This is a genomic window from Simplicispira sp. 125, from assembly GCF_003096555.1.
GTDB lineage: Bacteria > Pseudomonadota > Gammaproteobacteria > Burkholderiales > Burkholderiaceae_C > Simplicispira.
Window position 1 is genome coordinate 377,485 of the sequence record NZ_QEKM01000001.1, and the last position, 24,610, is coordinate 402,094.

Here is a 24,610-nt window from a genome sequence, read left to right on the forward strand (position 1 = left end):
GATCTGCGGCAAGCTCCATGAGGCTCACTCAGTGGACCGACTTCACATTGCGGGTGCTGATGTACTGCGCCGCCTGCGAGGGGCGTGAGCAGCCGGTCACCATCAGCGAGGTGGCCGAGAGCTATGGCATCTCACGCAGCCATCTGACAAAAATAGTGCAGGAACTGTCAGCCAGTGGCCTGCTGGAAACCACCCGTGGCCGGGGCGGTGGTATGCGCCTGATGAAACCGGCCCGCGAGATCAACATCGGCGCTGTCGTTCGCTCGACCGAGACGGACTTCACCGTCGTAGAGTGCTTCGACCCCGAGAACAACCAGTGCCGCCTCAGCAGCCACTGCCGCTTGCAGGGTGTGCTGGGCAAGGCCATGCAGAGTTTTTTTGGGGTGCTTGACGCGCTCACTCTTGAAGATCTGATGGCGCCACCGACCGAGCAGCGCCCGGGCACGATCCGGCTCGTGCCGGGTCTGCCGCGCACGCCTCACTGAACCATTCGCACCCAGAGCATGCGAAGCCGCATGCCGATTTCGCTGGTGTAGCCCACCGTTGCCGCGCGGACATGGCCGTGAACGTCGATCACCAATAGGGCGGGCACCGACTGCACGCCCAGGCTGCGGGCCAGCGTGCCCTGGCTGTCAATGGCGGTGTTCCAGGGCAACTGGCGTTTTTCCAGAACCTTCTGAACCGTTTGCAAGCTACCAGACTGCATGGCCAGCGTGAGCACGGGCCAGTCCTGGTGCAGCCGCGTGATACTGTGTTCTTCCGTGCGGCAGATGGGACACCATTCGGCCCAGACATGCAGGGCCACCGGTTGGCCGGGGTGTCGCGCCCGCCATGCGTGCAAGGTGGTCGTCTCGCCGGAAGTCAGCACCAGGGGCAGGTCGGGCACGGGCCCGGACGGCACATGGCGTGTCTGCCAAAGGTGTGCGCCCACCAATACGGCCATGACCGTCAACAGGGTGCCCAGGTGTGCACGCCAGCGCTGGCGCCGTAGTACCGTGGCAAGTCGCTGCCACAGCGATGCCGTCAAGGCTGAACCACTTCCAGCAAACGGTCGAGGCCGCCGCTGTTGATGGCGATACGGGCTTGTGCGCGTACCGAGGGTTTGGCCCGGAAAGCCACTGAGAGCCCGGCGATCTCCATCATGGGCAGGTCGTTGGCGCCATCACCCACGGCGATGATCTGCGCCCGGCTGATGCCCAGGAGCGCTGCCAGTTCCAGCACGGTGCGGCGTTTTTCCTGGCCGTCGCAAATATCGCCCCAGTCCTGGTCCACCATGCGGCCTGTCAGGTGGCCGTCGTGCACCTCCAGCACATTCGAGCGCGCGTACTGTATGCCCAGTGCGGACTGGACGTGGCTGGAGAAAAAAGTGAACCCGCCGGACACCAATAACGTGGCCAACCCCGCGTTGCGGCATGCAGCGACCAGCGTCTGTGCGCCAGGGTTGTACTGCATCCGTTCGCGCAGCACTTGTTCCATGTGGGCTACCGGCACGCCCCTCAGAAGGGCAACACGCTGGCGCAGGCTTTCCTTGTAGTCGGTGATCACGCCCTGCATGGCCGCTTCGGTGATGGCGGCCACCTCGGCCTTGCGGCCGGCGGCGTCGGCGATCTCGTCCACGCATTCAATGTTGATGAGCGTGGAGTCCATGTCAAAAGCGATGAGCTTGTAATCGGACAGGCGCAGGGGCGCAACAATTCTCTGGACGATGAGGCCGGGTGCGAATTCGGTAGCGTGTTTCATGGAAGAGCCGAGCAGCGGAAATGGAAGGATCTTAACTTTCAGGGGTGCAGGTACAGCCGGTCTGACCATGTCGCCAGCCATTCGGGCTTGAAGGCCACGAAAACCGCGCAGAGCATACCGGTGACGATGGCATCGCCCCAGGCCATGAGCCAATGCGCTACCAGGGACAGTGGACCACCCACGCCGGGCAGCGGGTTGCTCGCCCATTGGGCGAGTACGGATGCTGCAAAGGTGCACAGCGCCGTGCCGAGGAAGCCGCGCCCCAGGATATAGACGAACATGTTTTCGCCGGTAAGGCGCCGCAGGGCTGTGCCCAGCAGCAGGGCCAGCGTGGCGGGCACCAGGCCCTGCCACACCGTGGTGACCAGGCTTTGCGACCATTCCATGGGCGATACAAGGCCAGTGGCGCAACCCACCACCAGCAGCACAGGAATGGCCAGCGGCCAGCCCAGCATCAGCACTACCAGGCAGGCGCCCGACCACTGCAATTGCAGTGGCATGGCGTGCAAGGCCGGTAGAGCCCACAGCCAAGGCAGCAGCACCAGCGTGGCCAGCAAGGGGGTGAGTAAGGGGCTGGCGGTGGCGGCTGCACCGGCGGCTCCCGGCCTGCTGGCCAGCAGACGCCAGGGCCGGGTGGCCAGGGCAGCCGCGAGGGCCAGGGCGACGATGAGCCATTCGAGCAGCATGCTGTTCACGCCGTTTTACTCAGACCGTCGTGGGCTGTCCCAGGCTGCGCAGAATGTCGCGCACCATCTGCGCACGGGCCTTGGGGTCGGGCAGCTCTCGTTCGATGCGCAGTTTTTCGTTGCCTGCCAACTTGATGTGCCGGTTCTTCTGGATGAGTTCGATGATGCGCATCGGCTCTACCGGTGGTTGGGGCCGGAAGGTGATATTCGTGATGCCGGGCGCTGCATCCACCTTGATGACGCCATAGGGTTGGCTCAGGCAGCGCAGTCGGTGTACGTCGATCAGCGTTTGCGCCTGCGGGGGCAGCTTGCCAAAACGATCGACAATTTCTTCGAGCAAGGTGTCAATCTGCTCGCTGGTTTTCGCGGTGGCCAGTTTTTTGTAGAACGACAGGCGCAGATGCACGTCGCCACAGTAGTCGTCGGGCAGCAGGGCGGGAGCGTGCAGGTTGATGTCGGTGGTGACGGACAAGGGACTGAGCAGGTCGGGTTCTTTGCCTGCCTTCAAGCAGCGCACGGCCTCGGACAGCATCTCGTTGTAGAGCTGGAAGCCGATCTCCAGCATGTTGCCGCTCTGGTTCTCGCCCAGCACTTCACCAGCGCCGCGGATCTCCAGGTCGTGCATGGCCAGGTAGAAGCCGCTGCCCAGTTCTTCCATTTGCTGGATGGCATCCAGGCGCTGAGCTGCCTGCTTGGTCAGACCCTCGGTGTCGGGCACCATGAGGTAGGCATACGCCTGGTGGTGGCTGCGGCCTACGCGACCGCGCAGCTGATGCAATTGGGCCAGGCCGAACTTGTCGGCGCGGCTCATGATGATGGTGTTGGCCGTGGGCACGTCGATGCCGGTTTCGATGATGGTCGAGCACAGCAGGATGTTGTAGCGCTGGGCCACGAAGTCGCGCATCACGCGCTCGAGCTCGCGCTCGGGCATCTGGCCGTGGGCCACGGCGATGCGGGCCTCGGGCAGGATTTCTTCGAGCTTCTGGCGGCGGTTCTCGATGGTCTCGACCTCGTTGTGCAAAAAGTAGCACTGCCCGCCGCGCTTCAATTCGCGCAGCACCGCCTCGCGGATCACGCCCGTGCCCTCGTTGCGCACAAAAGTCTTGATCGCCAGGCGGCGCTGCGGCGCGGTGGCAATCACGCTGAGGTCGCGCAGGCCTTCGAGTGCCATGCCCAAGGTGCGTGGAATGGGCGTGGCCGTGAGGGTGAGCACGTCCACCTCGGCGCGTAGCGCCTTCATCTGCTCCTTGTGGCGCACGCCAAAGCGATGTTCCTCGTCAATGATGAGCAGGCCCAGGTTATGGAACTTGGTCGATTCGCTGAGCAGCTTGTGCGTGCCGACCACGATGTCCACCGTGCCGTCGGCAATGCCTTTGATGGCCGCGGTGATCTCCTTGCCCGAGCGAAAGCGCGACACCTCGGCCACTTTCACGGGCCACTTGCTGAAGCGGTCCACCAGCGTGCGGTAGTGCTGTTCAGCCAACAGCGTGGTGGGCGCCAGCAGCGCCACCTGCTTGCCTCCTGTGACGGCCACGAACGCAGCGCGCAGCGCCACCTCGGTCTTGCCAAAGCCCACGTCACCACAGACCAGGCGGTCCATGGGGCGCGGCGAGATCATGTCCTGGATCACCGCGTGGATGGCTGCGTTCTGGTCAGCGGTTTCCTCAAAGCCGAAGTCGTTGGCAAAAGTCTCGTAGTCCTGCGCGCTGTAGCGGAAGGCGTGGCCTTCGCGTGCGGCGCGCCGGGCATAAATATTAAGCAACTCGGCCGCGCTGTCGCGCACCTGTTCGGCGGCCTTGCGTTTGGCTTTTTCCCATTGGCCGCTGCCCAGCTTGTGCAGTGGGGCTTCGTCGGCGCTCACACCCGTGTAGCGGCTGATAAGTTGCAGCTGGCTCACAGGCACGTACAGCACCGCTTCACCCGCATATTCCAGGTGTAAAAATTCTTGCAGGGCAGGGGTTCCGTCCGGGTTTTTGTTGCCTACGTCCATGTTGACGAGGCCCCGGTAGCGGCCGATGCCGTGCGCGTTGTGCACGACGGGGTCGCCCACGTTGAGCTCCGAGAGGTCCTTGATCAGCGCCTCGACATCGCTCACCTGTTCCTGTTTCTTGCGGCGGCGGGTGGTGGGGCCTGCGGCAAAAAGCTCGGTCTCGGTGACGAAATCGATGCCTTCCTCCATCCACTTGAACCCCGTGGTGAGAGCCGCCGTGGCGATGCCCACTTTTTCATCGGTGCTGGCCTGGAATTCAGTCAGCGTGTCAAAGGCAGGTGGATTCAGGTGCGATGCACGCAGGAAGTCGAGCAGGCTTTCGCGCCGCCCGGCGCTTTCGGCTAGCAGAAGCACACGGTGCGGCGTGTTGCGAATGTGGGCGTGCAACCGGGCCAGCGGGTCTTCTGCACCACGGACCACGGACAGGTCGGTGTGGGGCTGGAAGTGCGCGTTGTCGATCACATCGTCAACACCCGGGCGGATGGACAGCTGCGGGAGCGTTTTGCACCGGGTGTAGAACTGGTCGGCGCTCAGGAACAGGGCCTCGGGCGGTAGCACCGGGCGTTCGGGGTCGCCCTGCAGCAGGCGGTAGCGGTCGCGCGTGTCCTGCCAGAAGCGCTGAAACGCGGGTTCCAGGTCGCCATGCAGGACTACTGTGGCTGCATCGCCCAGATAGTCAAATACCGTGGCGGTCTCGTCAAAGAACAGCGGCAGGTAGTATTCGATGCCAGCCGTGGCGACGCCTGCGCCCATGTCCTTGTAGATGCGGCTCTTGGTGGGGTCGCCCTCCAGCAGCTCGCGCCAGCGGGCCCGAAAGCGTGCCCGGGCCGGTTCATCCATGGGGAATTCGCGCCCGGGCAGCAGGCGCACTTCGGGCACGGGGTACAGGCTGCGCTGGCTGTCGGGGTCAAAGGTGCGGATGCTGTCGATCTCATCGTCGAACAGGTCCACGCGGAAGGGCTGTAGCGAGCCCATCGGAAACAGGTCGATCAGGCCGCCGCGCACCGCGTATTCACCTGGGCTCACCACCTGGGTCACATGGCTGTAGCCGGCCAGCGTGAGCTGGGCTTTAAGTTTTGCTTCGTCCAGCTTTTGCTTGACCTTGAACTGGAAGGTGTAGCCCGCCAGGAACGAGGGAGGGGCAAGCCGGTAGAGTGCTGTGGTCGCGGGCACGATGACCACGTCGGCGCCGGTTTCGCGGTCCTTCTGGCTGATGCGCCACAGCGCCGCGAGCCGCTCGCTGATCAGATCCTGGTGCGGCGAGAACTGGTCGTAGGGCAGGGTTTCCCAATCGGGGAAAAGCGCGCAGCGCAGTTCTGGCGCAAAGAACGCCATTTCGTCGATGAGTCGCTGGGCATCGCTGGCATCGGCCGTGACGATCACGGTGGTGCGTTGCGCAGATTTTTCACGCTCGCCCAGGCGTGCCAGCAACAGGGCATCGGCGCTACCTGTGGGGCGGGGCACAGTGAAACGTTTGCCGGGGGGAAGTTTGGGAAGATCCATGCGCAGAAAATAGGGTTGCGCCGCCCATGCAGCCGTGCAACAAATGCGCCAGCCGGGCGCAACGGAAGGAGCGATTTTAGAATGCTCCCATGACAGAACCCCTGATACCGCCACTGAAGGCCCCCGCTGGCGTGCCGCCGTCTGTGCCCGGAAACTTTTGGGCTTTGCTGCCCTGTGCGGGTGTGGGCGCGCGTGCCGTATCGGCACCGGCTGCCAGCCCCGGCCTGCCCAAGCAGTATCAGCCGGTGGCGGGCCAGCCCATGGTGTTGCACACGCTGGCGGCCTTTGCCGGGGTGGCACGCCTGCGCGGCACGCTGGTGGCCGTGGCGTCCGGAGACCGCTTTTTACAGGCCTACGCCAACCCCTCCTTTTTTACCGTCGATTGCGGCGGTCCGACGCGCGCCGATACGGTGTTGGGCGGACTGGGGGCCCTGCTGGAGCGTGGTGCCCAGGCAAACGACTGGGTGCTGGTACACGATGCCGCACGCTGCCTGGTCACTTCGGCCCAGATTGATGGTTTGATCGACGCCTGCGCACACGATGGCGTGGGCGGTCTGCTGGCGCATAAGCTGGCCGACACCCTCAAAACGGCGATTTCGGGGCCGGGTGGAATCCGCGTGGCGTCCACGGTGGACCGCGCCGACAAGTGGCTGGCCCAGACGCCGCAGATGTTCCGCATCGGCGCGCTGCGCGCTGCACTGGAGCATGTGGGCTCGTCCGCCACCGACGAGGCGAGCGCCATGGAGGCCATGGGGCTACACCCCCGCCTGGTGCCAGGCAGCGCCCTGAATTTCAAGGTGACCTACCCGGAGGACTTCTTGTTGGCCCAGGCCGTGCTGGCGCAGCGCATGCATGGTGCGACACTGGAGCGTTTCGGCGGAACCCGCGGCCAGGCCAGCGACACGCCGATGAAAACCATTTTTTGATATTGCCAGGGCAACAACATGTATTTCAGGATCGGAGAAGGCTGGGACGTACACGCATTGGTGCCGGGGCGCCGACTCGTCATCGGCGGGGTGGACATTCCGCACACGGCGGGCCTGCTCGGGCATTCCGATGCCGACGTGCTGTTGCACGCCATCACCGACGCCCTGCTGGGCGCGGCCGCGCTGGGCGACATCGGCACGCATTTTCCCGACACCGATGCGCAATTTCGGGGCGCCGATTCGGTGGTGCTGCTGCAGGAGGCGGCGCGCCGTGTGCGCGCGCAGGGCCATGCGATCGGCAACATCGACAGCACCGTGGTGGCGCAGGCGCCGCGCCTCGCAGTGCACATCCCGGCCATGCGCGAGCGCATCGCCAGTGCGCTCGGCCTGGGCCTGGACCAGGTGAACGTCAAGGCCAAGACCGCCGAGCGCATGGGCCCCGTGGGCCAGTGTCTGGCCATCGAGGCACGGGCCGTAGCCTTGTTGCTGAAGGTCTGACTCCACCGTCAGCGGCGCATGTTGCTGGCGCGGCCTGGTCCAGCGGCCACCGCGCAAGGGCCGCCATGCCGCGTAGGCGGCGCTCCACTTGCGTGCGCTGGTGGCGTCCCCCTTCCCGGCGATAGCCGAGAGAAGGGGGAAGGCGCGCAGCGCCACAGGGGGATGTCATCCTTTTTTTTGCGGCAGGTTGCGCTTGATCTGGGGGCGTTGCAGGCGTTGGTGCAGGTCGGTGCCCGCGGGCTGGTCGCCTGCGCGTTGCAGTTGGACATGTGCCACGAGTCCCCCAGAAGTGGAATTGGCCAGCGCAAAGATGCCGCCCATGCGCTGCACCGTCTTGTCCACGATGGACAGCCCCAGGCCTGCCCCAGCTGCTGCCGTGCGTGCCGCGTCGCCGCGGAAAAACGGTTTGGTCAGGTTGGCCAGTTGCTCGGGCGGAACGCCCGCGCCATGGTCGCGCAGCTTGAGCAGCACCCAGTCCTCGCGTCCCTTGGCGGCAATGTCCACCTGCGTGATGCCGGTGTCGCTCGATTTGCCGTAGCGACGTGCGTTCTCCAGCAGGTTGGAGATGATGCGGGCGAGTTCCACCTCGTCGGCCAGGACGTTCAGGTCTTCGGGGATGGCGGTGTGGATCTGCAACTCGCGGTGGTCCTGCACGGCATATACGCACGACGACACGACCGCATTCAGGTTGACCGGCGTAAGCGTCACATGGTCGGGCCGTGCGTAGTCCAGAAATTTATCAATGGTGGCATCGAGCTGCACGATGTCGGCCACCATGTGCTCGCGGGCTACTTCGTCGTTCACGCTCATCTCGGTTTCCAGCCGCAAACGTGCCAGGGGCGTGCGCAGGTCGTGTGAAATGCCAGCCAGCATGACAGCGCGGTCCTGTTCCAGTTTGGCCAGTTTTTGTGCCATGCGGTTGAAGCCGATGTTGACCTCGCGGATCTCGCTGGTTACCGCTTCTTCGTCCAGATGGCTGGCTGCAAAGTCGCCGTCGCGCACGCGGTTGGCGGCATCTGACAACTGCTTGAGCGGCTGGTTGATCAACCGTGCGATGGCGGCGGCGCCGGCCAGCGAGAGCGCGGCCGCCGTGACCAGCCAGATCATCCAGGTGCGTCCCCCGGCTGGGCTGAAACGCGAACGGTCCATCAGCAGCCAGTTCGGGTCGCCATTGATGGTGAAACCGACCCACAGACCTTTTTCAGCGTTGACACTCTGGGCCACGATGGTGTCTGGCCCCAGGCGGTACGTGAGCTGCTCGGTCAGGCGTTGGCCCAGCGCCGAATCATCGAGCGCTTCGAACCGATCGCCCGGCTCGCGCGGCAGAATGCGCACGCCCTCCTGGTCGGCCATGGTCTTGATGAGTGAAACGCGCGCAATGGCATCAGCGTGAACCAGCGCTGCGCGGCTCAGGTTGACGAGCGATGCGATCTGCTGCGCTGTTTGCAGTGCACGCGGCTCAAATTCCAGCGCCCGCAGTGTCTGCAGCCAGGCCAGGATGCTGCCCACCAGCAGCATGCTGAGCAGAAAAAACGTGCGCCAAAACAGGTTCAGGCCGACCCGCGCGCGTACCTCCTTGCGTCGCTCGGTGTATTCGAGGGGCGCAGGGCTGGTGGCTTCGCTGTCGAGGGGACGGGAGCGTTTCATGGAGGCCCAAAGGATTTCAGCTGGATCCGTCTGGAACAAAAACATAGCCCACACCCCATACCGTCTGGATGTAGCGGGGTGCAGCGGCGTCGTCCTCGATGAGCTTGCGCAGGCGCGAGATTTGTACGTCCAGGCTGCGGTCGAAAGGCTCGAACTCGCGGCCGCGGGCCAGTAGTGCCAGTTTTTCGCGCGACAGCGGCTGGCGGGGGTGGCGCACCAAGGCCTTGAGCATGGCGAATTCGCCTGTGGTCAGTGGCAACTCTTCGCCGCTCTTTTGCAGAGCACGGGTGCCCATGTCGAAGCTGAAGGGCCCAAAGGTGACGACTTCGTTGTCGCCCGATGGGGCGCCCGGAGCCTCCTGGGGTGGGCGGCGGCGTAGCACGGCATGGATACGGGCGAGCAGCTCGCGCGGGTTGAAGGGCTTGCCCAGGTAGTCGTCGGCGCCCACCTCCAAACCAACGATGCGGTCCACGTCTTCGCCCTTGGCGGTCAGCATGATGATCGGGGTTCGGTCGTTGGCGGCGCGCAAGCGGCGGCAGATCGACAGGCCATCTTCACCCGGCATCATCAGATCGAGCACGATCAAGTCGACCGTGTCGCGCAGCAGAATGCGATTGAGTGCCTTGCCATCCTCGGCCAGGATGACTTCCAGGCCCTCCTGGGTCAGGTAGCGTCGCAGCAGGTCGCGGATGCGGGCATCGTCGTCCACCACCAGAATTTTGTCGGTGCGTGTGCTTGTTGTGGCCATGGTGTACCTCGGTCCAATTTGTAACAGCCGCCATTGTTACCAGTTTGCGGGTGAAAAACCGGGGGGCTTACCGGAGGCTGACCAACGGTTACATGTTTTGCCGGGGATGCACAGAGTTTTTTGAAATCGCGGCGTCGGCTGACATCGAAGCACACCAATCCCCGCTATTGTGTTGCGCAGATCTCTTTTTTCAGGATGTCAAAACATGAATTTTGCTATTAAAACAATAGCTGTTTGCACTTTAATTACGGGCTATGGAGCCGCTTTTTCTCAAGTATCGAGCGTGCCGCCACCGCACAATGTGCTGCAGCTGTCTGCCTCCGGTTCGGTGGAGGTGCAGCAAGACTTGCTGGTGCTGACGCTGGGCACTTCGCGTGATGGCAAGGAGGCGGGGGCCGTGCAGGCCCAGTTGCGCCAGGCGTTGGACGCCGCCCTGCAAGAGGCGCGCCGCAGCGCCGAGCCCGGAAAAATGGATGTGCGCACCGGCCAGTTCAGCCTGTTCCCGCGCTATGGCAAGAACAGCGAGATTGTGGGCTGGCAGGGCCGGGCCGAAGTAGTCCTGGAGGGGCTGGACTTTGCCCGCATCACGGGCACCGCGGCGCGCATGTCGACCATGGCGATCACGCAGACCGGTTTTGGATTAAGCAAAGCCGAACGCAGCCGTGTGGAGCGTCAGGCCCAAACCCAGGCGATCGATAATTTCAAGAACCAGGCCAGCGGCCTGTCGCAGGCGTTTGGTTTTGCCGACTACAGCCTGCGCGAGGTGGTGGTGAGCAGCCATGACAGTGCTCCTGGCCCGCGCCCGCGCATGATGGCCATGGAAGCCAAGCTCGGTGGTGCCGACGCGCCCGTGCCGGTGGAGGCGGGCAAGAGCACGGTGGAGGTCACCGTCTCCGGTTCGGTGCAGATGCGCTAATTTCAATGAAAATAGCTTCTAGCGCTTACTGGTTAAGCGTCAGAAGCTATTGAAAAGATAGTGTTATTGGGCCGTCCAACCGCCGTCCATGTTCCAAGCCACTCCGCGCACGTTGTTGGCTGCGGCGGAGCAGAAGAACACGGCCAGTTCCGCCAGCTCTTCGGGGGTGGTGAACTGCATGGAAGGCTCTTTTTCGCCCAGCAGCACTTTCTTGGCCTCTTCGTTCGAAACGCCCAGCGCGGCAGCCTTGGCATCCACCTGCTTTTGCACCAGGGGCGTCAGCACCCAGCCTGGGCAAATAGCGTTGCAGGTGATGCCTGTGGTGGCGTTCTCCAGGGCGGTCACCTTGGTCAGGCCCACGATGCCGTGCTTGGCGGCCACGTAGGCCGATTTTTGTGCCGAACCTACCAGGCCGTGCACCGAGGCTACGTTGATGATGCGGCCCCAGTTGGCCGCCTTCATGGCGGGCAGGGCCAGGCGGGTGGTGTGGAAGGCGCTGGTCAGGTTGATGGCGATCACGGCGTCCCAGCGTTCGACCGGGAAGTCTTCGACGTTGGCCACATGCTGGATGCCGGCGTTGTTGACCAGGATGTCGACCGTGCCGAATTCGCGGGCGCAAAACGCCATCATGTCTTCGATCTCGGCGGCGCGACTCATGTCGGCGCCGTGGTAGGCCACGCGCACGCCAGCGTGCTGGCCAGCGGCCTGCACCTCGGCACGGGGGCCTTCCGAATCACCGAAACCGTTGAGCACGATGTTGGCGCCCTGGCGCGCCAGGCCGATGGCGATACCCAGGCCAATGCCGCTGGTGGAGCCGGTGACGAGAGCCGTTTTGCCTTTGAGCATGGATTTTTCTCCGAAACAAATCAATTACGATGCAATGAAAGAATTATCAAACAGTGCTTTTGGAATCCGCATCCATGATTGAACCTAGGCTGAACTACGTATCCTGCCCCGGGTCTGCCGTTCACCCGCCGGAGGGCGCTGCCGCGCAGCAGCACCGTATGGCCTGGTGGGAGTGGAATGCCACCGGCAACCCGCAACATCCCCATGTGGTGGTGTGCGTGCACGGCCTCTCGCGCCAGGGGCGCGATTTCGATGCGTTGGCCCGGGCGATATGCCACAAGGTGCGCGTGGTGTGCCCGGACGTGGTGGGCCGTGGCCAGAGCGACTGGCTGGCCGACCCCATGGGTTACCAGCTGGGCCAGTACGCGGGCGACATGCTGGCGCTGCTGGGCCACCTGCACCAGCAGTCGCCCCTGCAGACGCTGGACTGGGTGGGTACCAGCATGGGCGGGCTGATTGGCATGGCCGTGTGTGGCCAGCCCGGCCTGCCGCTGCCCGTGCCCGTGCGCCGCCTGGTGCTCAACGATGTGGGGCCGGTGATCGAGTGGCAGGCGCTGCAGCGCATTGGTCAATACCTGGGCCAGCCCGTGCGTTTTGAGTCGGTGCAGCAGGCGGCCGACATGCTCTGGAGCCTGTCCACCACCTTTGGGCCGCACACGCCCGAGCAGTGGCTGGAACTCTCGCGTCCTATGCTGCGCACCCTGCCCGAAGGCGGACTGGGCCTGCATTATGATCCGGCCATTGCCGTGCCTTTCCGCGCTATTGATGCGCAGGCTGCGGCGGCAGGTGGGGCCGCCTTGTGGCAACTGTATGACCAGATCACGGCGCGGACCTTGCTGCTGCGCGGCGCGCAGTCTGATCTGCTGTCGCCCGAGACAGCGCAGGCCATGGGCCAGCGTGGGCCCCAGGCCCGGCTGGTGGAATTTGCGGGCGTGGGCCATGCCCCTACGCTGGTAGCGTCGGATCAGATCGACGCTGTGGCGTCGTTTCTTTTAGATCCCTGCGACAAGAGCCCTGCATGAAAAACCATTCCGCGCGGCCGGTGGCTGAAGGCGCAGGCGTGCAAGGCGCGGCAGCGGTACCCGAACTCATTGCGGCCACGGCCCACACCTTGCCCGAACAGGTGGATGCCTTGGCGCGTGCGCGCAATTTTGCCGAACCCCTGATTGCCGGTGAATCGCTGGATACGGGCGAGAACGCCCTGGAGCACGCCGATGCGGTCGCCGCGATCCTCAAGACCATTGGCGGCTCCGAGGCCATGCAGGCGTCCAGCTACCTGGTGCACGCCTGCACGCACCTGAGCAAGCCGCGCGAGGTGATCGCCAAGGCCTTTGGTGAAAACTTTGCCACCTTGGCCGTGGAGACCACGCAGTTGATGCGCGTGCAGCAGCAGGCCCGCGTGGCGCAGGCCTCGGGGCAACTGGTGGACGATTCCGTGGTCCAGACGGAAAACGTGCGCAAGATGCTGCTGGCCTTCTCACGCGACCTGCGCGTGGTCATGCTGCGGCTGGCGTCTCGCCTGCAAACACTGCGCTACTACGCCGCAAGCAAGCAGCCGGTATCGCCCGGCATCGCCCGCGAGGCATTGCATGTATTCGCTCCACTGGCCAACCGCCTGGGTATCTGGCAGATCAAATGGGAAATGGAGGACTTGGCCTTTCGCTTCCTGGAGCCCGAGACCTACCGCGAGATCGCGGGGTTGCTCGATGAAAAGCGCGGCGAGCGCGAGCTGAACATGGCGCAACTGCGCGAGCGCGTCGAATCGCAGCTGCGTGCCCAAAGCATCAGCGCCACGGTGACCGGGCGGCCCAAGCATATCTACAGCATCGTCAAAAAGATGCGCGGCAAGTCGCTCAACTTCGATCAGGTGCTGGACATCCGTGCGCTGCGTGTCATCGTTCCCAACGTCAAGGACTGCTATGCCGCATTGAGCTGGGTGCACTCCGAGTTCACGCCCGTGGTGGAAGAATTTGACGACTACATCGCCAAGCCCAAGCCCAATGGCTACCAGTCGCTGCACACCATCGTGCGCGACGACAGCGGCAAGGCGACCGAGATACAGATCCGTACCCAGGCCATGCACGATCATGCCGAGCATGGCGTGGCCGCGCATTGGGCCTATAAGGAAGCGGGCAACAAGGGTTATGCAGGGGTGTCGGCCAGCGGGGATTACGACTCCAAGATCGCCGTGCTGCGCCAGTTGCTGGCCTGGGAGCGCGACCTGGCCGGAGCGCCCCAACATGCCAACCTGTTTGACGACCGCATCTATGTGCTGACCCCCAACGCCGCCATCGTAGAACTGCCGCAGGGCGCTACGCCTGTGGACTTTGCCTATGCGGTGCACACCAACGTCGGCCACCGCTGCCGGGGTGCGCGGGTGGATGGTGCGATGGTGCCGCTCAATACGCCTTTGCAGAACGGCCAGACCGTGGAGGTCACGATCGCCAAGGAGGGTGGGCCATCGCGCGACTGGCTCAACACCGATCTGGGGTATCTGACCAGCCACCGGGCGCGGGCCAAGGCGCGTGCCTGGTTCAACGCGCTGGCGCAGCACGAAACAATTGCGCGCGGACGTGAAGCCGTCGAAAAGTTGCTGCAGCGAGAAGGCAAGACCGCCATGCGGCTGGAAGACCTTGCCAGCCAGCTGGGTTTCAAGTCGGCCGACGCGCTGTTTGAAGTGGTGGGCAAGGACGAGTTCTCGCTGCGCAACATCGAAACCCTGCTGCGCCCCCCCGAGCCCGTTTTGCAGCCCGACGACTATCTGCTGCTGAAAAAACCGCGCAGCAATGACAAAACGGCCAAGGGTGGTGTGCTGGTGGTGGGGGTCGAATCGCTGATGACGCAGCTGGCCAAGTGCTGCAAGCCGGCGCCACCCGACGACATCCGGGGCTTCGTCACGCGTGGCAAGGGCGTCAGCATTCACCGCGCCGATTGCAGCAATTTCCGCGAATTGGAGGTGCGCAATGGCGAGCGCGTGATCGAGGTCGAATGGGGTACGCCCAAGGCTACGGCCGCGGCATCGGTGTACCCGGTGGATGTCGCCATTGAGGCCGCCGACCGCCAGGGCCTGCTGCGGGACATCTCGGAAGTCTTCGCCAAGGAGAAGATGAACGTGATCGGTGTGCAGACCCAATCGGTCAAGGGAACGGCTTGGATGACGTTTACCGTCGAAGTGGTTGACTCGGGACGCCTGAACAAAGTGTTGGGCATCGTGGCCTCGGTCTCGGGCGTGCGCTCTGCGCGCAGGCGTTGAAGAGAGTGCTGGCGGTTTTTCAGCGTTTGAGCCAAAAGAGCCATTTTTTTGCTGCTACAATCTCATCTCTCGAATACACAGGCGCGTAGCTCAGCTGGTTAGAGCACCACCTTGACATGGTGGGGGTCGTTGGTTCGAGTCCAATCGCGCCTACCAAATTTCTGTTGACCAGACAGATCGCACTAAGCCTTGCATCATCACGATGCAGGGCTTTTTTGCTTGTGGGCCTCCGCTTTACGCTTCCTTTTTCAATCTGGCAAGACCAGTGCTGCTGCTTCCGATGCGGCTACGTGGCCTTCGTCGGTCGGTACCACCCAGATTTCCACCGCGCTGTCTTTGGTGTGGATGGGCCGGGCACTCTGGCGGCCCGCTTGCTGATTGCTTGCCTCGTCCATGCGCACGCCCAGATAGGCCAGTTTGTGGCAAACCTGCGCGCGCAGAACCGCATCGTTTTCTCCGATTCCACCGCTAAAGGCCAGTACGTCCATGCCCGACATACTGGCGGTGAGTTCGCCGGCGCCGCGCACGATGCGGTGCGTGAACAGGTCAATGGCAAACTGGGCCGATGGGCTGTTGTCGGCGCGCAGTGCGCGCATATCGGCGGCGATGCCGGAGACACCCAGCAGGCCGCTTTGCTTGTACAGCAAACCTTGGATACGGTCGTGGCTCCAGCCTTGTTCCAGCAAATACAAGAGTACGCCTGGGTCGATGGAGCCGCAGCGCGTGCCCATCATCAAACCATCGAGTGCCGAAAAACCCATGGTGGTCGATAGGCTGTGCCCTTCCAGGGCAGCGCACAGGCTGGCACCATTGCCCAGGTGGGCCATCAGCGTGCGCCCGTAGGCACGCGGGCTGCGCTGTTGCAGCGTGCCCATGATGAACTGGTAGGACAGACCATGGAAACCATAGCGCCGAACGCCTTGTGCGCTCAGGGCTTGCGGCAGGGCATAGCAATACTCCAGCGCAGGCAAGGTGGCGTGGTAGGCGGTGTCGAAGCAGGCCACCTGGGGCAGATGGGCAAATGTCTGGCTGAAGGAGCGGATGCCTGCCAGGTTGTGCGGCTGGTGCAGCGGCGCCAGTGAATTGAGGCGCTCCAGCGCGGCCAGGGTGGCGGGCGTAACGATGATGCTGGAGCGGAAATCCTGGCCGCCATGCACCACCCGGTGCGCCACGGCCTGAAGCACCGGCAACGACAACTCGCGCGTGAGCAGCTCGCGCAACGCTTCAAGGGCCTGGCCAAAGGGGTTGTGTTGGGAGGGGGGCAGAGCGCGGTGCGCGCGCTCGCCGTTCAACGTCCAGCGCATTTCAGGGGTGCCGCCCGGCTCCAGCCCCTGGATGCTGCCTGTCAGGACAGCGGGCTGAACCTGCTTTCCCTGCAGGGGGTGGACCGAAAACTTGAGCGTGGACGAGCCCGCATTGATCGCAAGAATAGCCATGGTGCGCGAACCCCCTTCAGGCGGCGTTGCTTGGGTTGGCGCGCATGGCTTCGCGGCCATGGTGGGCGATGAGCTTGGCCAGCAAGGCTGAAGAGACGCGCGCCAGCGGGCCGTCGGCCCGGCTGGTCAGTGCAATGGGGACGCGCGCGCCCAGCACCACGCCCGAGCCTGTGGCGCCGGCCAGGTATTCCAGCTGTTTGGCCAGCATGTTGCCGCTTTCCAGGTCCGGCACGGCCAGAATGTCGGCCTGGCCTGCCACTGGAGATGTAATCTGCTTGATCAGCGCGGCCTGGGCCGAAATGGCGTTGTCGAAGGCCAGCGGGCCGTCCAGCAGGCCACCCGTGATCTGGTGGCGGTCTGCCATCTTGCACAGCGCCGCAGCATCCAGGGTGGAGGGAATATTGGGGCTGACCGTTTCCACCGCAGAGAGAATGGCCACCTTGGGTTGCTCCACCCCCAGAATGCGTGCGAAGTCGATCGCGTTCTGGATGATGTCCGCCTTTTCGGCCAGGCTGGGGCGGATGTTCAGGGCTGCGTCGGTGATGAGCAGCGGCTTGGGGTACAGCGGAATGTCAAACCGGAACACATGGGACATGCGCCGCCCGGTGCGCAACGCCGGGCTGGAGAGCACGGCATGCATCAGTTCGTCTGTGTGCAGGCTGCCCTTCATCAGCATGCCCACATCACCCAGCGCGGCCAGGTCCACCGCTTTTTGGGCAGCGGCGTGGCTGTGCGGGACATTGATGATTTCGATGCCGTTCAGGTCGATGTCCGCCGCTTCGGCCACGCTGCGCAGGCGCGCCTGCGGGCCGATGAGCACCGGGATGATGAGGCCGTACTGCGCTGCGTCGATGGCGCCGCGCAGCGAATCGGTGTCGCAGGGGTGCACCACCGCGCAGCGCTCGGCCGACAAGCCCTGGCCCAGGGCCAGCAGGTCCTGAAAGCGCGCCTGGGGATCGAACAACTGGATCTGGGGGGCTTGGGGCTTGGGCAGGCGCACCTTTTGCGTGGGCGCAATCACCTGGGCCATGCCGTGCAGCACGCTTTCACCCTTCTGGTTGATGGCCTGGCAGGCCAGTTCCACCCGCTTGCGGCTGTCGTCCTTGCTGACCACGGTGGCGGTGACGGTCAGGGTGTCGCCGATGCGCACGGGCCGGGTGAAGTGCAGGTCTTGCGACACGTAGATGGTGCCAGGGCCGGGGAAGCTGGTGCCCAGCAAAGCCGAAATCAGGGCGCCGCCCCACATGCCGTGGGCAATCACGCCGTGGAACAAGGTGTCGTTGGCGTAGTCCGAATCCAGGTGGGCCGGGTTGGTGTCGCCCGAGACGGCGGCAAAGGCCTGGATGTCACTCGTGCTCAGGGTGCGCAGCAGGCGCGCGCTTTGGCCGACGACCATTTCGTCGTAGGTGACGTTTTCCAGCCATTCGCTGGGAGAGATCTGGTTCATTGCTATCGGGGCGAAATGGGAAGGTGGCGCCACGGTATCACGGACGCACGAAGGGCCCGGCGTTGTCGGGTAGAGCACATGCCCTAACCGGGCGCACCTGTCGGGAGGCGCCGCACCGCAGTGCTGGGGCAGTCAGGGTATTCCTGCGCGGGGCGATAGAGTCACCCGCCTAAAATCTGCTGCAGTGCAATACATGGGCGCGATGGCCCGAGGAGACTCCACAGTGCAAGAACAAAATGCCGCGCCAGCCCCCAAGCAAGCCCAGCGGGTCATCAAAAAATACCCCAATCGGCGCCTCTATGACACCACGACCTCTTCGTACATCACCCTGGCGGAAGTCAAAAATCTGGTGATGGCCAGCGAGCCCGTGGTGGTGCGCGATGCCAAGACGGGCGAAGACATCACGCGCAGCATCCTGCTGCAGATCATTCTGGAAGAAGAGGCGGGCGGCGCGCCCATGTTCACCGAGGCCGTGCTGGCCAACATCATCCGCTTCTATGGCCATGCCATGCAGGGCTTCATGGGCAGCTATCTGGAAAAGAACGTGCAAATGTTCACCGACATGCAGACCCGCCTGAAGGAACAATCGCAAAGCGTGACCCCGGAGATGTGGTCCCAGTTCATGGGCGCGCAGTCGCCCATGGTGCAGGGGCTGATGGGCAGTTATGCCGATCAGTCGCGCAACATGTTCACGCAGATGCAGGAACAGATGCAGAAACAGACCGAGCAGATGATGGGCGTGCTGGGACTCAAGCGCTGATCACTGGTTTCGCAATACTGGGACAATACGGGGATGACTGAAGTCTCCTCCCCCACGAAAATTCCCAAGGTCGGTTTTGTCAGCCTGGGCTGCCCCAAGAACCTGACCGACTCCGAACTCATCCTCACCCAGCTCAGCGCAGAGGGCTACGAGACCGCCAAGACGTTTGAAGGCGCGGATCTGGTTATCGTCAATACCTGCGGTTTCATCGACGACGCCGTCAAGGAAAGCCTGGACACCATTGGCGAGGCCCTGGCCGAGAATGGCAAGGTCATCGTCACCGGCTGCCTGGGGGCGCGTGCGGGCAAGGACGGCGGCAATATGGTGCAGCAAATGCACCCGAGCGTGCTGGCCGTGACCGGCCCGCAGGCCACGCAGGAGGTGATGGATGCCGTGCACCACAACCTGCCCAAGCCGCACGATCCCTTTATTGACCTGGTACCCGGTGCCATGGGCGTGGCCGGTATCAAGCTCACGCCGCGCCACTACGCCTACCTCAAGATCAGCGAAGGCTGCAACCACCGCTGCACCTTCTGCATCATCCCCTCGATGCGCGGCGACCTCGTCTCGCGCCCCATTGGCGACGTGCTGAAGGAGGCCAAGGCGCTGTTCGAGGGCGGCGTGAAAGAGCTGCTGATCATCAGCCAGGACACCTCGGCCTATGGCGTGGACGTGAAGTACCGCACCGGCTTCTGGGACGGCAAGCCCGTCAAGACCCGTCTGCTGGAACTGGTGCAGTCGCTGGGCGAAATGGCAGAGCCTTATGGCGCCTGGGTGCGTTTGCATTACGTGTATCCCTACCCGAGCGTGGACGAGATCATCCCGCTCATGGCGCAGGGCCGGGTGCTGCCGTACCTGGACGTACCTTTCCAGCACAGCCATCCCGATGTGCTGCGCCGCATGAAGCGTCCGGCCAGCGGCGAGAAGAACCTGGAGCGCATCCAGCGCTGGCGCGAAGCCTGTCCCGACATCGTGATCCGCAGCACCTTCATCGCCGGATTCCCCGGCGAGACCGAGGAAGAATTTCAGCACCTGCTGGACTTCATACGCGAGGCGCAAATTGACCGCGCCGGTTGCTTTGCCTACAGCGACGTCACGGGTGCCGAGGCCAACAAGCTGCCCGGCATGCTGCCACTGGAGGAGCGTGAGGCACGCCGGGCACGCTTCATGGCGGTGGCCGAGGAGGTCTCGATTGCCAAGCTGCAGCGCCGCGTGGGCGCGACCATGCAGGTGCTGGTGGATTCGGCTCCGGGCCTGGGGCGCAAGGGGGGCGTGGGCCGCAGCTACGCCGATGCGCCCGAGATCGACGGCACCGTGCGCCTGCTGCCGCCCGAGAAGATCAGCAAGACCATGAAAGTGGGCGAATTCACCAAGGCCCGCATCGTCGGCGTGCAAGGCCACGACTTGGTGGCGCAACCCATCTAAAAAGTGAGCTAGTCGCGCTTGATGGCAGTGGATTTCGACCTGTTTTAACAGTGAATCCTTTGCATGAAAAGCGCTACTAGCTCATTTTTCCATAGCGCTTATCAGCGCAGTGCCCATAAAAAAGGCTTCCCTCGGGAAGCCTTTTTTGTTTTTGCCGCCCGTGGCGGGCGCAGGGCGTAATTCCATTTCTAAACCATCCGTGTTGTTGTTGCTTCGCCTTGCCGTGCAATAGCACTGATCGTAGGCTTCGCGCCTAGGCACGAATGATTTGGAAACAGAATAATTACACGCGCTTGCGGTATTCGCCCGTGCGGGTGTCGATTTCGATCTTGTCGCCTTGCGAGACAAACAGGGGCACGGGCACTTCAAAGCCGGTGGCGATCTTGGCGGGCTTGAGCACCTTGCCGGACGTGTCGCCCTTGACAGCGGGCTCGGTCCAGGTGATTTCGCGCTCGACGCTGGTGGGCAGTTCGACCGAGATGGCCTTGCCGTCATAGAACACCACTTCCACGGCCATGCCGTCTTCGAGGTAATTGAGCGAGTCGCCCATGTTTTCGGCTTCCACTTCGTACTGGTTGAACTCTTCGTCCATGCACACGTACATCGGGTCGGCGAAGTAGGAGTAGGTGCAGTCCTTCTTGTCCAGAATGACCTGGTCCATCTTGTCGTCGGCCTTGAACACGACTTCGGTGCCGAAGTTGGCGATCAGGCTCTTGAGCTTCATGCGCACGGTGGCTGAGTTGCGGCCGCCGCGCGAGTACTCTGTCTTGAGCACAACCATGGGGTCTTTGCCGTGCATGATGACGTTGCCGGCGCGGATTTCTTGAGCGATTTTCATAGCATATTGCCTGGGTTGGGGCCGCTCAATGCGCAGGCCTGCAGCCCGATGGACTGCTGTGCCGACGCATGTTCCGCGGCGGGAATGCGCGAGGGTCGCTGTGCCAGTGGATCACAGCATTTTGCGCAAAGCCTTGGATTTTACCGTTTTTCGTAAACGAACCCCAAAATGTGCGTCACCAGGTCGTCTTGCTCCAGTAAGCGGGCCCGCGCGGACTGCACGCACAGGGCCCATTCCGTCAGCGTGGATGCGTCTGGCAAAACCAGCGGCGCATCGCCGATTGCGTTCCAAGCGGCATGGAACTGCCGCAGCGAGGCGGGAGCCTGCAGCCAGTCCAGAAAGGCGTGCAGTTTGTCGTGGTGCGCGTTGTCGTGCTGGGGGTAGATTTGCCAGACCAGCGGGCGCCCTGCCCACAGCGCACGCACCAACGAGTCTTCGCCGCGTACGCAATTGAGGTCGCTGGCCCAGAGCATTTCGTCAAAGGCTGCTTGGGTGCAGTACGGCAGATATGAAATTGATAGCTGCTCGCGATTGATGGGTAAGCCCTGGCGGCTTGTTTCATTCAAAGCCTTCGGCAAGGCCATGCGCGTAGCCTGGGCCGCGCGACCAGGGGTGACCAGCAAGTGTGTCGGTTGTTTCGTGCTCTGTGCCAGCAGGGCGGGCAGGGCTGCCGGCTCGTAGCAGAACAGCGAAATCCAGTGTTCCTTCGCATCGATCGGGGCGCCAGAGTGCTGGCTGCGCCATGCTGCGGCGTCAAAGCGTGCCTGGCGCTCCAGCAGACCGGGCTCGCGCAGCAGCCCCCCAGTGTCAGGGGTGAAGCCCGGATAAAAAAACCACTTGGTCCAGCCGACTGCGGGGCCCTGCATTACCGGGCTGGGCAGGGTGTGGTGGCGTGGCACCCAGTTTTCGGCCGAGAGGTATTCCAGGTTGATCCATACGGGTTTGCGGGCGCCAGCGCTGACCCGGTCTGCGCAGGCTGCGATGAAATCCGGTCGAATGTCGCAGCCAAAGGCCTCCACCAGCACGTCGGGCGCGGCGTCGCCGGTTCCAAGCGGGCAGGCCCAGTCGCGCAGTTCCACGCCTGGTGCGCCAGCGGGGGCCATCCACTCCAAGGCAGATGCATCGTCCACCCACAGGCGCACGGCGTGGCCGTGGCCGGCGAGCTGGCTGGCCAGTCGCCAGCACACGCCAATATCGCCGTGGTTGTCGATGACTTGGCAAAAAATGTCCCAGTACAGAGGTGGCATAGGGGCGCATTGTCGGGGCATTGTCGTACCGCAGGCGCGGCGCAGGTGGGTGGGGGTTGGTGAAGTACCCCCGTGGCCAGGGTGGCGCCGTGTGTGGCGCCACAATAGGCGCGATGCCCGATCTGCATTCCGACGAACTGCTGGCCCAGGTGGCCGCGCTACCTCCGCTGCCCGGCGTCTATCGCTATTTCGACGCCGAGGACGCGCTTCTTTACGTGGGCAAGGCGCGCAATCTGAAAAAACGGGTGTCCAGCTATTTCCAGAAAACCCATGGCGGCACGCGCATCGGCCACATGGTGGGCAAGATCGTGCGCATGGAGACCACCGTGGTGCGCTCCGAGGCCGAGGCGCTGCTGCTGGAGAACAACCTCATCAAGTCGTTGAACCCCCGGTACAACATCCTGTTCCGCGACGACAAGAGTTATCCCTACCTGAAGATCACGGGCGTGGCTTCCAAGGATGGCCAGGGCGATGCGCCGGGCCAGCAGTTTCCCCGCATGGCCTATTACCGGGGCGCCATCGACCGGCGGCACCGCTATTTCGGGCCGTACCCCAGTGCCTGGGCTGTCAAGGAGACCATCCAGCTGCTGCAAAAGGTGTTTCGCCTGCGTACCTGCGAAGACACGGTGTTTGCCAATCGGACCCGGCCCTGCCTGCTGTACCAAATCAAGCGCTGCACGGCCCCGTGCGTGGGTCTGGTCTCGCCCGAAGCCTATGCACAGGACGTGGCGCACGCCGAGGCGCTTTTGCGCGGCGAAACACAGGCGCTGTTGCAGACGCTGGAGTCGCGCATGATGGCGCACGCCGAACGTCTCGAGTTTGAGCAGGCGGCCGAACTGCGCAACCAGATCACGGCACTGGCGCGTGTGCTGCACCAGCAGTCCATCGAAACCGTTTCCGACAAGGACGTGGACATCCTGGCCGTGAAGGTGCAAGGGGGCCGCGCGTGCGTGAACCTGGCGATGGTGCGCGGCGGGAGGCACCTGGGCGACCGGGCCTATTTTCCCGTGCATGTGGAAGATGCCGCCGCTGTTTTCGAGGCCGAAGACGCCGCCATGCCAGACCGTCCGGTGGAAGCCCTGGTACTGCATGCATTTATTGCGCAGCACTACATTGGGGTGCCTGTGCCGCCGGTGTTGGTGACCACCGAGGCGGTGGACAAAGGGCTGCTGCAGGCCTTGTCGGAGCAATGCGGCGTGCAGGTGGGAGCGGTGCACCAGCCCAGGGCGCAGCGCCGTGCGTGGCTGGACATGGCGGAAAAGAATGCCGAGCTGCAGTTGGCCCGGCTGCTGGCCGAGGAAGGCTCGCAACAGGCCCGCACGCGGGCGCTGGCCGAGGCGCTGGACCTGCCGGGGGAAGATCTGGACCAGCTCACCATCGAATGTTTCGACATCTCGCACACGGCGGGCGAGTCAACCCAAGCCTCGTGCGTGGTGTTCCATCACCACAAGATGCAGGGCAGCGAATACCGCCGGTACAAGATCGAGGGCATTACCGGCGGGGATGACTACGCTGCGATGCGCCAGGTGCTCGAACGTCGCTACAGCAAGGTGGCCGAGGCGCAGCGCGAAGCAGGCGGCGCCGAGCCCACGGGGGCGCAGGCACGCTTGCCCGACCTGGTGCTGGTCGATGGCGGCAAGGGCCAGGTGTCCATGGCGCGCGAGGTGTTCACCGCCCTGGGGCTGGATGTCACGCGCATCATTGGCGTAGAAAAAGGCGAAGGCCGCAAGATCGGCCTGGAAGAACTGGTGTTTGCCGACGGGCGCGAGAAGGTGTACCTGGGCAAGGATTCCGCTGCGCTGATGCTCGTCGCGCAGATCCGCGACGAAGCGCACCGCTTTGCCATCACTGGCATGCGCGCAGCGCGCGCCAAGGTGCGGGTGGGCGGCAGTCGGCTGGAAGATATTCCCGGCATCGGGCCGAAAAAACGTGCGCGCCTGCTGCAGCGCTTTGGTGGCGTGCGCGGCGTGGCCGAGGCCAGCGTAGCCGACCTGGCCACGGTAGACGGAATCTCGCACGAGCTGGCCGAAGAGATTTACCGCGCGCTGCGCTGACAAGGCCGCAATGCCTGACGCCAAGGGCGCTGGGGCGTGACACAATCGCAGCCATGTTCTGGACCATTCCCACCATCATGACCTGGACGCGCATCGTCGCGATACCTTTGATCGTGGGGGTGTTCTACCTGCCACTGGACCCGGCGATGCGCAACCTCATCGCCACGGTGATGTTCGTGGTGTTCGCGGCCACCGACTGGCTCGATGGTTTTTTGGCCCGCAAACTCAACCAGACTTCGGCCTTCGGCGCCTTTCTCGATCCCGTGGCCGACAAGTTCCTTGTCTGCGCCTCGCTGCTGGTGCTGGTGCACCTGCAGCGGACTGATGTGTTCGTGGCGCTCATCATCATCGGGCGCGAAATTGCCATCTCGGCCCTGCGCGAATGGATGGCACAAATCGGTGCCAGCAGGAGCGTGGCCGTGCACATGCTGGGCAAACTCAAGACCACGGTGCAGATGGTGGCCATCCCCTTCTTGCTCTACGACGGGCGCGTGTTCGAGCGCATCGACACCGGCGTTTGGGGCACCTGGCTGATCTGGATTGCGGCAGTGCTCACGGTGTGGTCCATGGTGTATTACCTGCAAAAGGCCTTGCCGGAAATCCGCGCCCGCGTGAAGTAGTCAACGCGGCTGAAAGCGCCCTTGGCTGGG

21 protein-coding genes and 1 tRNA gene are annotated in these 24,610 nt (G+C 63.6%); 11 read left to right on the top strand and 11 right to left on the bottom strand.

Annotated elements, in window-relative coordinates:
• Positions 1 to 17 precede the first annotated feature (17 nt).
• On the top strand, positions 18 to 485 hold the full coding sequence (locus C8D04_RS01815; protein ID WP_116003339.1) for an Rrf2 family transcriptional regulator: 468 nt from the start codon (positions 18 to 20) through the stop codon (positions 483 to 485).
• Here the strand turns inward: C8D04_RS01815 and C8D04_RS01820 are convergent.
• Genes C8D04_RS01820 through mfd form a run of 4 tightly spaced genes read right to left on the bottom strand, consistent with a single transcriptional unit; the run spans position 479 to position 5,919 of the window.
• Positions 479 to 1,027, bottom strand: coding sequence for a redoxin domain-containing protein (locus tag C8D04_RS01820; RefSeq protein WP_233521078.1), 549 nt, complete (start codon positions 1,025 to 1,027; stop codon positions 479 to 481). The two genes, C8D04_RS01815 and C8D04_RS01820, sit on opposite strands and share 7 nt — an antisense overlap.
• Positions 1,024 to 1,740, bottom strand: coding sequence for a phosphoserine phosphatase SerB (gene serB / locus C8D04_RS01825; RefSeq protein WP_116003340.1), 717 nt, complete (start codon positions 1,738 to 1,740; stop codon positions 1,024 to 1,026). Before serB ends, C8D04_RS01820 begins: the two co-directional genes overlap by 4 nt.
• 38 nt (positions 1,741 to 1,778) lie before the next feature.
• On the bottom strand, positions 1,779 to 2,426 hold the full coding sequence (locus C8D04_RS01830; protein WP_116005955.1) for a hypothetical protein: 648 nt from the start codon (positions 2,424 to 2,426) through the stop codon (positions 1,779 to 1,781).
• Between the two features lie 19 nt (positions 2,427 to 2,445).
• On the bottom strand, positions 2,446 to 5,919 hold the full coding sequence (gene mfd / locus C8D04_RS01835) for a transcription-repair coupling factor (RefSeq protein ID WP_116003341.1): 3,474 nt from the start codon (positions 5,917 to 5,919) through the stop codon (positions 2,446 to 2,448).
• Between the two features lie 89 nt (positions 5,920 to 6,008).
• Here mfd and C8D04_RS01840 point away from each other — a divergent pair, with 89 nt between their 5' ends.
• Both C8D04_RS01840 and ispF read left to right on the top strand, forming a co-directional pair.
• Positions 6,009 to 6,845, top strand: a complete 837-nt coding sequence (locus C8D04_RS01840) for a 2-C-methyl-D-erythritol 4-phosphate cytidylyltransferase (RefSeq protein WP_116003342.1) — start codon at positions 6,009 to 6,011, stop codon at positions 6,843 to 6,845.
• 18 nt (positions 6,846 to 6,863) lie between these two features.
• The gene (ispF, locus tag C8D04_RS01845; protein WP_116003343.1) at positions 6,864 to 7,343 is read left to right on the top strand and encodes a 2-C-methyl-D-erythritol 2,4-cyclodiphosphate synthase; all 480 of its coding nucleotides are present in this window, start codon (positions 6,864 to 6,866) and stop codon (positions 7,341 to 7,343) included.
• Positions 7,344 to 7,508: 165 nt separating this feature from the next.
• Here the strand turns inward: ispF and C8D04_RS01850 are convergent, their stop codons facing one another.
• Together C8D04_RS01850 and ompR are read right to left on the bottom strand one after the other, a co-directional pair.
• The gene (locus C8D04_RS01850; protein WP_116003344.1) at positions 7,509 to 8,990 is read right to left on the bottom strand and encodes a sensor histidine kinase; all 1,482 of its coding nucleotides are present in this window, start codon (positions 8,988 to 8,990) and stop codon (positions 7,509 to 7,511) included.
• Positions 8,991 to 9,006: 16 nt separating this feature from the next.
• Positions 9,007 to 9,738 carry a two-component system response regulator OmpR gene (ompR, locus tag C8D04_RS01855; protein ID WP_116003345.1) on the bottom strand — a complete coding sequence of 244 codons (732 nt, stop codon included), beginning with the start codon at positions 9,736 to 9,738 and terminating at the stop codon, positions 9,007 to 9,009.
• Between the two features lie 205 nt (positions 9,739 to 9,943).
• On the opposite strand from ompR, the gene C8D04_RS01860 reads away from it, so the two are divergent.
• Complete coding sequence (locus C8D04_RS01860; protein WP_116003346.1) at positions 9,944 to 10,654, top strand: SIMPL domain-containing protein; 711 nt, start codon at positions 9,944 to 9,946, stop codon at positions 10,652 to 10,654.
• Positions 10,655 to 10,717: 63 nt separating this feature from the next.
• Here C8D04_RS01860 and C8D04_RS01865 read toward each other — a convergent pair whose 3' ends face one another.
• Positions 10,718 to 11,500, bottom strand: a complete 783-nt coding sequence (locus tag C8D04_RS01865; RefSeq protein WP_116003347.1) for a 3-hydroxybutyrate dehydrogenase — start codon at positions 11,498 to 11,500, stop codon at positions 10,718 to 10,720.
• Between the two features lie 74 nt (positions 11,501 to 11,574).
• On the opposite strand from C8D04_RS01865, the gene C8D04_RS01870 reads away from it, so the two are divergent.
• The 3 genes from C8D04_RS01870 to C8D04_RS01880 all read left to right on the top strand — a co-directional run bounded on the left by C8D04_RS01870 (position 11,575) and on the right by C8D04_RS01880 (position 14,909).
• Complete coding sequence (locus C8D04_RS01870) at positions 11,575 to 12,522, top strand: alpha/beta hydrolase (RefSeq protein ID WP_116003348.1); 948 nt, start codon at positions 11,575 to 11,577, stop codon at positions 12,520 to 12,522.
• On the top strand, positions 12,519 to 14,753 hold the full coding sequence (locus C8D04_RS01875; RefSeq protein WP_116003349.1) for a bifunctional (p)ppGpp synthetase/guanosine-3',5'-bis(diphosphate) 3'-pyrophosphohydrolase: 2,235 nt from the start codon (positions 12,519 to 12,521) through the stop codon (positions 14,751 to 14,753). The genes C8D04_RS01870 and C8D04_RS01875 overlap by 4 nt, the downstream gene beginning before the upstream one ends.
• 79 nt (positions 14,754 to 14,832) lie before the next feature.
• A tRNA-Val gene (locus C8D04_RS01880) sits at positions 14,833 to 14,909 on the top strand.
• Positions 14,910 to 15,001: 92 nt separating this feature from the next.
• Here C8D04_RS01880 and C8D04_RS01885 read toward each other — a convergent pair.
• Both C8D04_RS01885 and C8D04_RS01890 read right to left on the bottom strand, forming a co-directional pair.
• The gene (locus C8D04_RS01885; protein ID WP_116005956.1) at positions 15,002 to 16,189 is read right to left on the bottom strand and encodes an acetate/propionate family kinase; all 1,188 of its coding nucleotides are present in this window, start codon (positions 16,187 to 16,189) and stop codon (positions 15,002 to 15,004) included.
• 16 nt (positions 16,190 to 16,205) lie between these two features.
• Positions 16,206 to 17,636, bottom strand: coding sequence for a bifunctional enoyl-CoA hydratase/phosphate acetyltransferase (locus C8D04_RS01890; protein WP_116003350.1), 1,431 nt, complete (start codon positions 17,634 to 17,636; stop codon positions 16,206 to 16,208).
• A gap of 202 nt (positions 17,637 to 17,838) precedes the next feature.
• Between C8D04_RS01890 and phaR the strand changes: the two genes are divergently transcribed.
• Positions 17,839 to 18,396, top strand: coding sequence for a polyhydroxyalkanoate synthesis repressor PhaR (gene phaR, locus C8D04_RS01895; protein ID WP_116005957.1), 558 nt, complete (start codon positions 17,839 to 17,841; stop codon positions 18,394 to 18,396).
• A gap of 33 nt (positions 18,397 to 18,429) precedes the next feature.
• Positions 18,430 to 19,821: a 30S ribosomal protein S12 methylthiotransferase RimO gene (gene rimO / locus C8D04_RS01900; RefSeq protein WP_116003351.1), complete on the top strand. Its 1,392-nt coding sequence runs from the start codon at positions 18,430 to 18,432 to the stop codon at positions 19,819 to 19,821.
• Between the two features lie 283 nt (positions 19,822 to 20,104).
• On the opposite strand, the gene efp is transcribed toward rimO, so the two are convergent.
• Both efp and earP read right to left on the bottom strand, forming a co-directional pair.
• Positions 20,105 to 20,659 (bottom strand): elongation factor P, encoded by a 555-nt coding sequence (gene efp, locus C8D04_RS01905; RefSeq protein ID WP_116003352.1) that lies wholly within the window; start codon positions 20,657 to 20,659, stop codon positions 20,105 to 20,107.
• 140 nt (positions 20,660 to 20,799) lie between these two features.
• Entirely contained in the window at positions 20,800 to 21,906 is a 1,107-nt protein-coding gene (earP, locus tag C8D04_RS01910) for an elongation factor P maturation arginine rhamnosyltransferase EarP (RefSeq protein WP_116003353.1), read from the bottom strand.
• Positions 21,907 to 22,019: 113 nt separating this feature from the next.
• Here earP and uvrC point away from each other — a divergent pair, with 113 nt between their 5' ends.
• A complete protein-coding gene (uvrC, locus tag C8D04_RS01915; protein WP_116005958.1) occupies positions 22,020 to 23,960 on the top strand; it encodes an excinuclease ABC subunit UvrC in 1,941 nt (646 codons plus the stop codon).
• A gap of 53 nt (positions 23,961 to 24,013) precedes the next feature.
• Positions 24,014 to 24,580 (top strand): CDP-diacylglycerol--glycerol-3-phosphate 3-phosphatidyltransferase, encoded by a 567-nt coding sequence (pgsA, locus tag C8D04_RS01920; RefSeq protein ID WP_116003354.1) that lies wholly within the window; start codon positions 24,014 to 24,016, stop codon positions 24,578 to 24,580.
• Positions 24,581 to 24,610 lie beyond the last annotated feature (30 nt).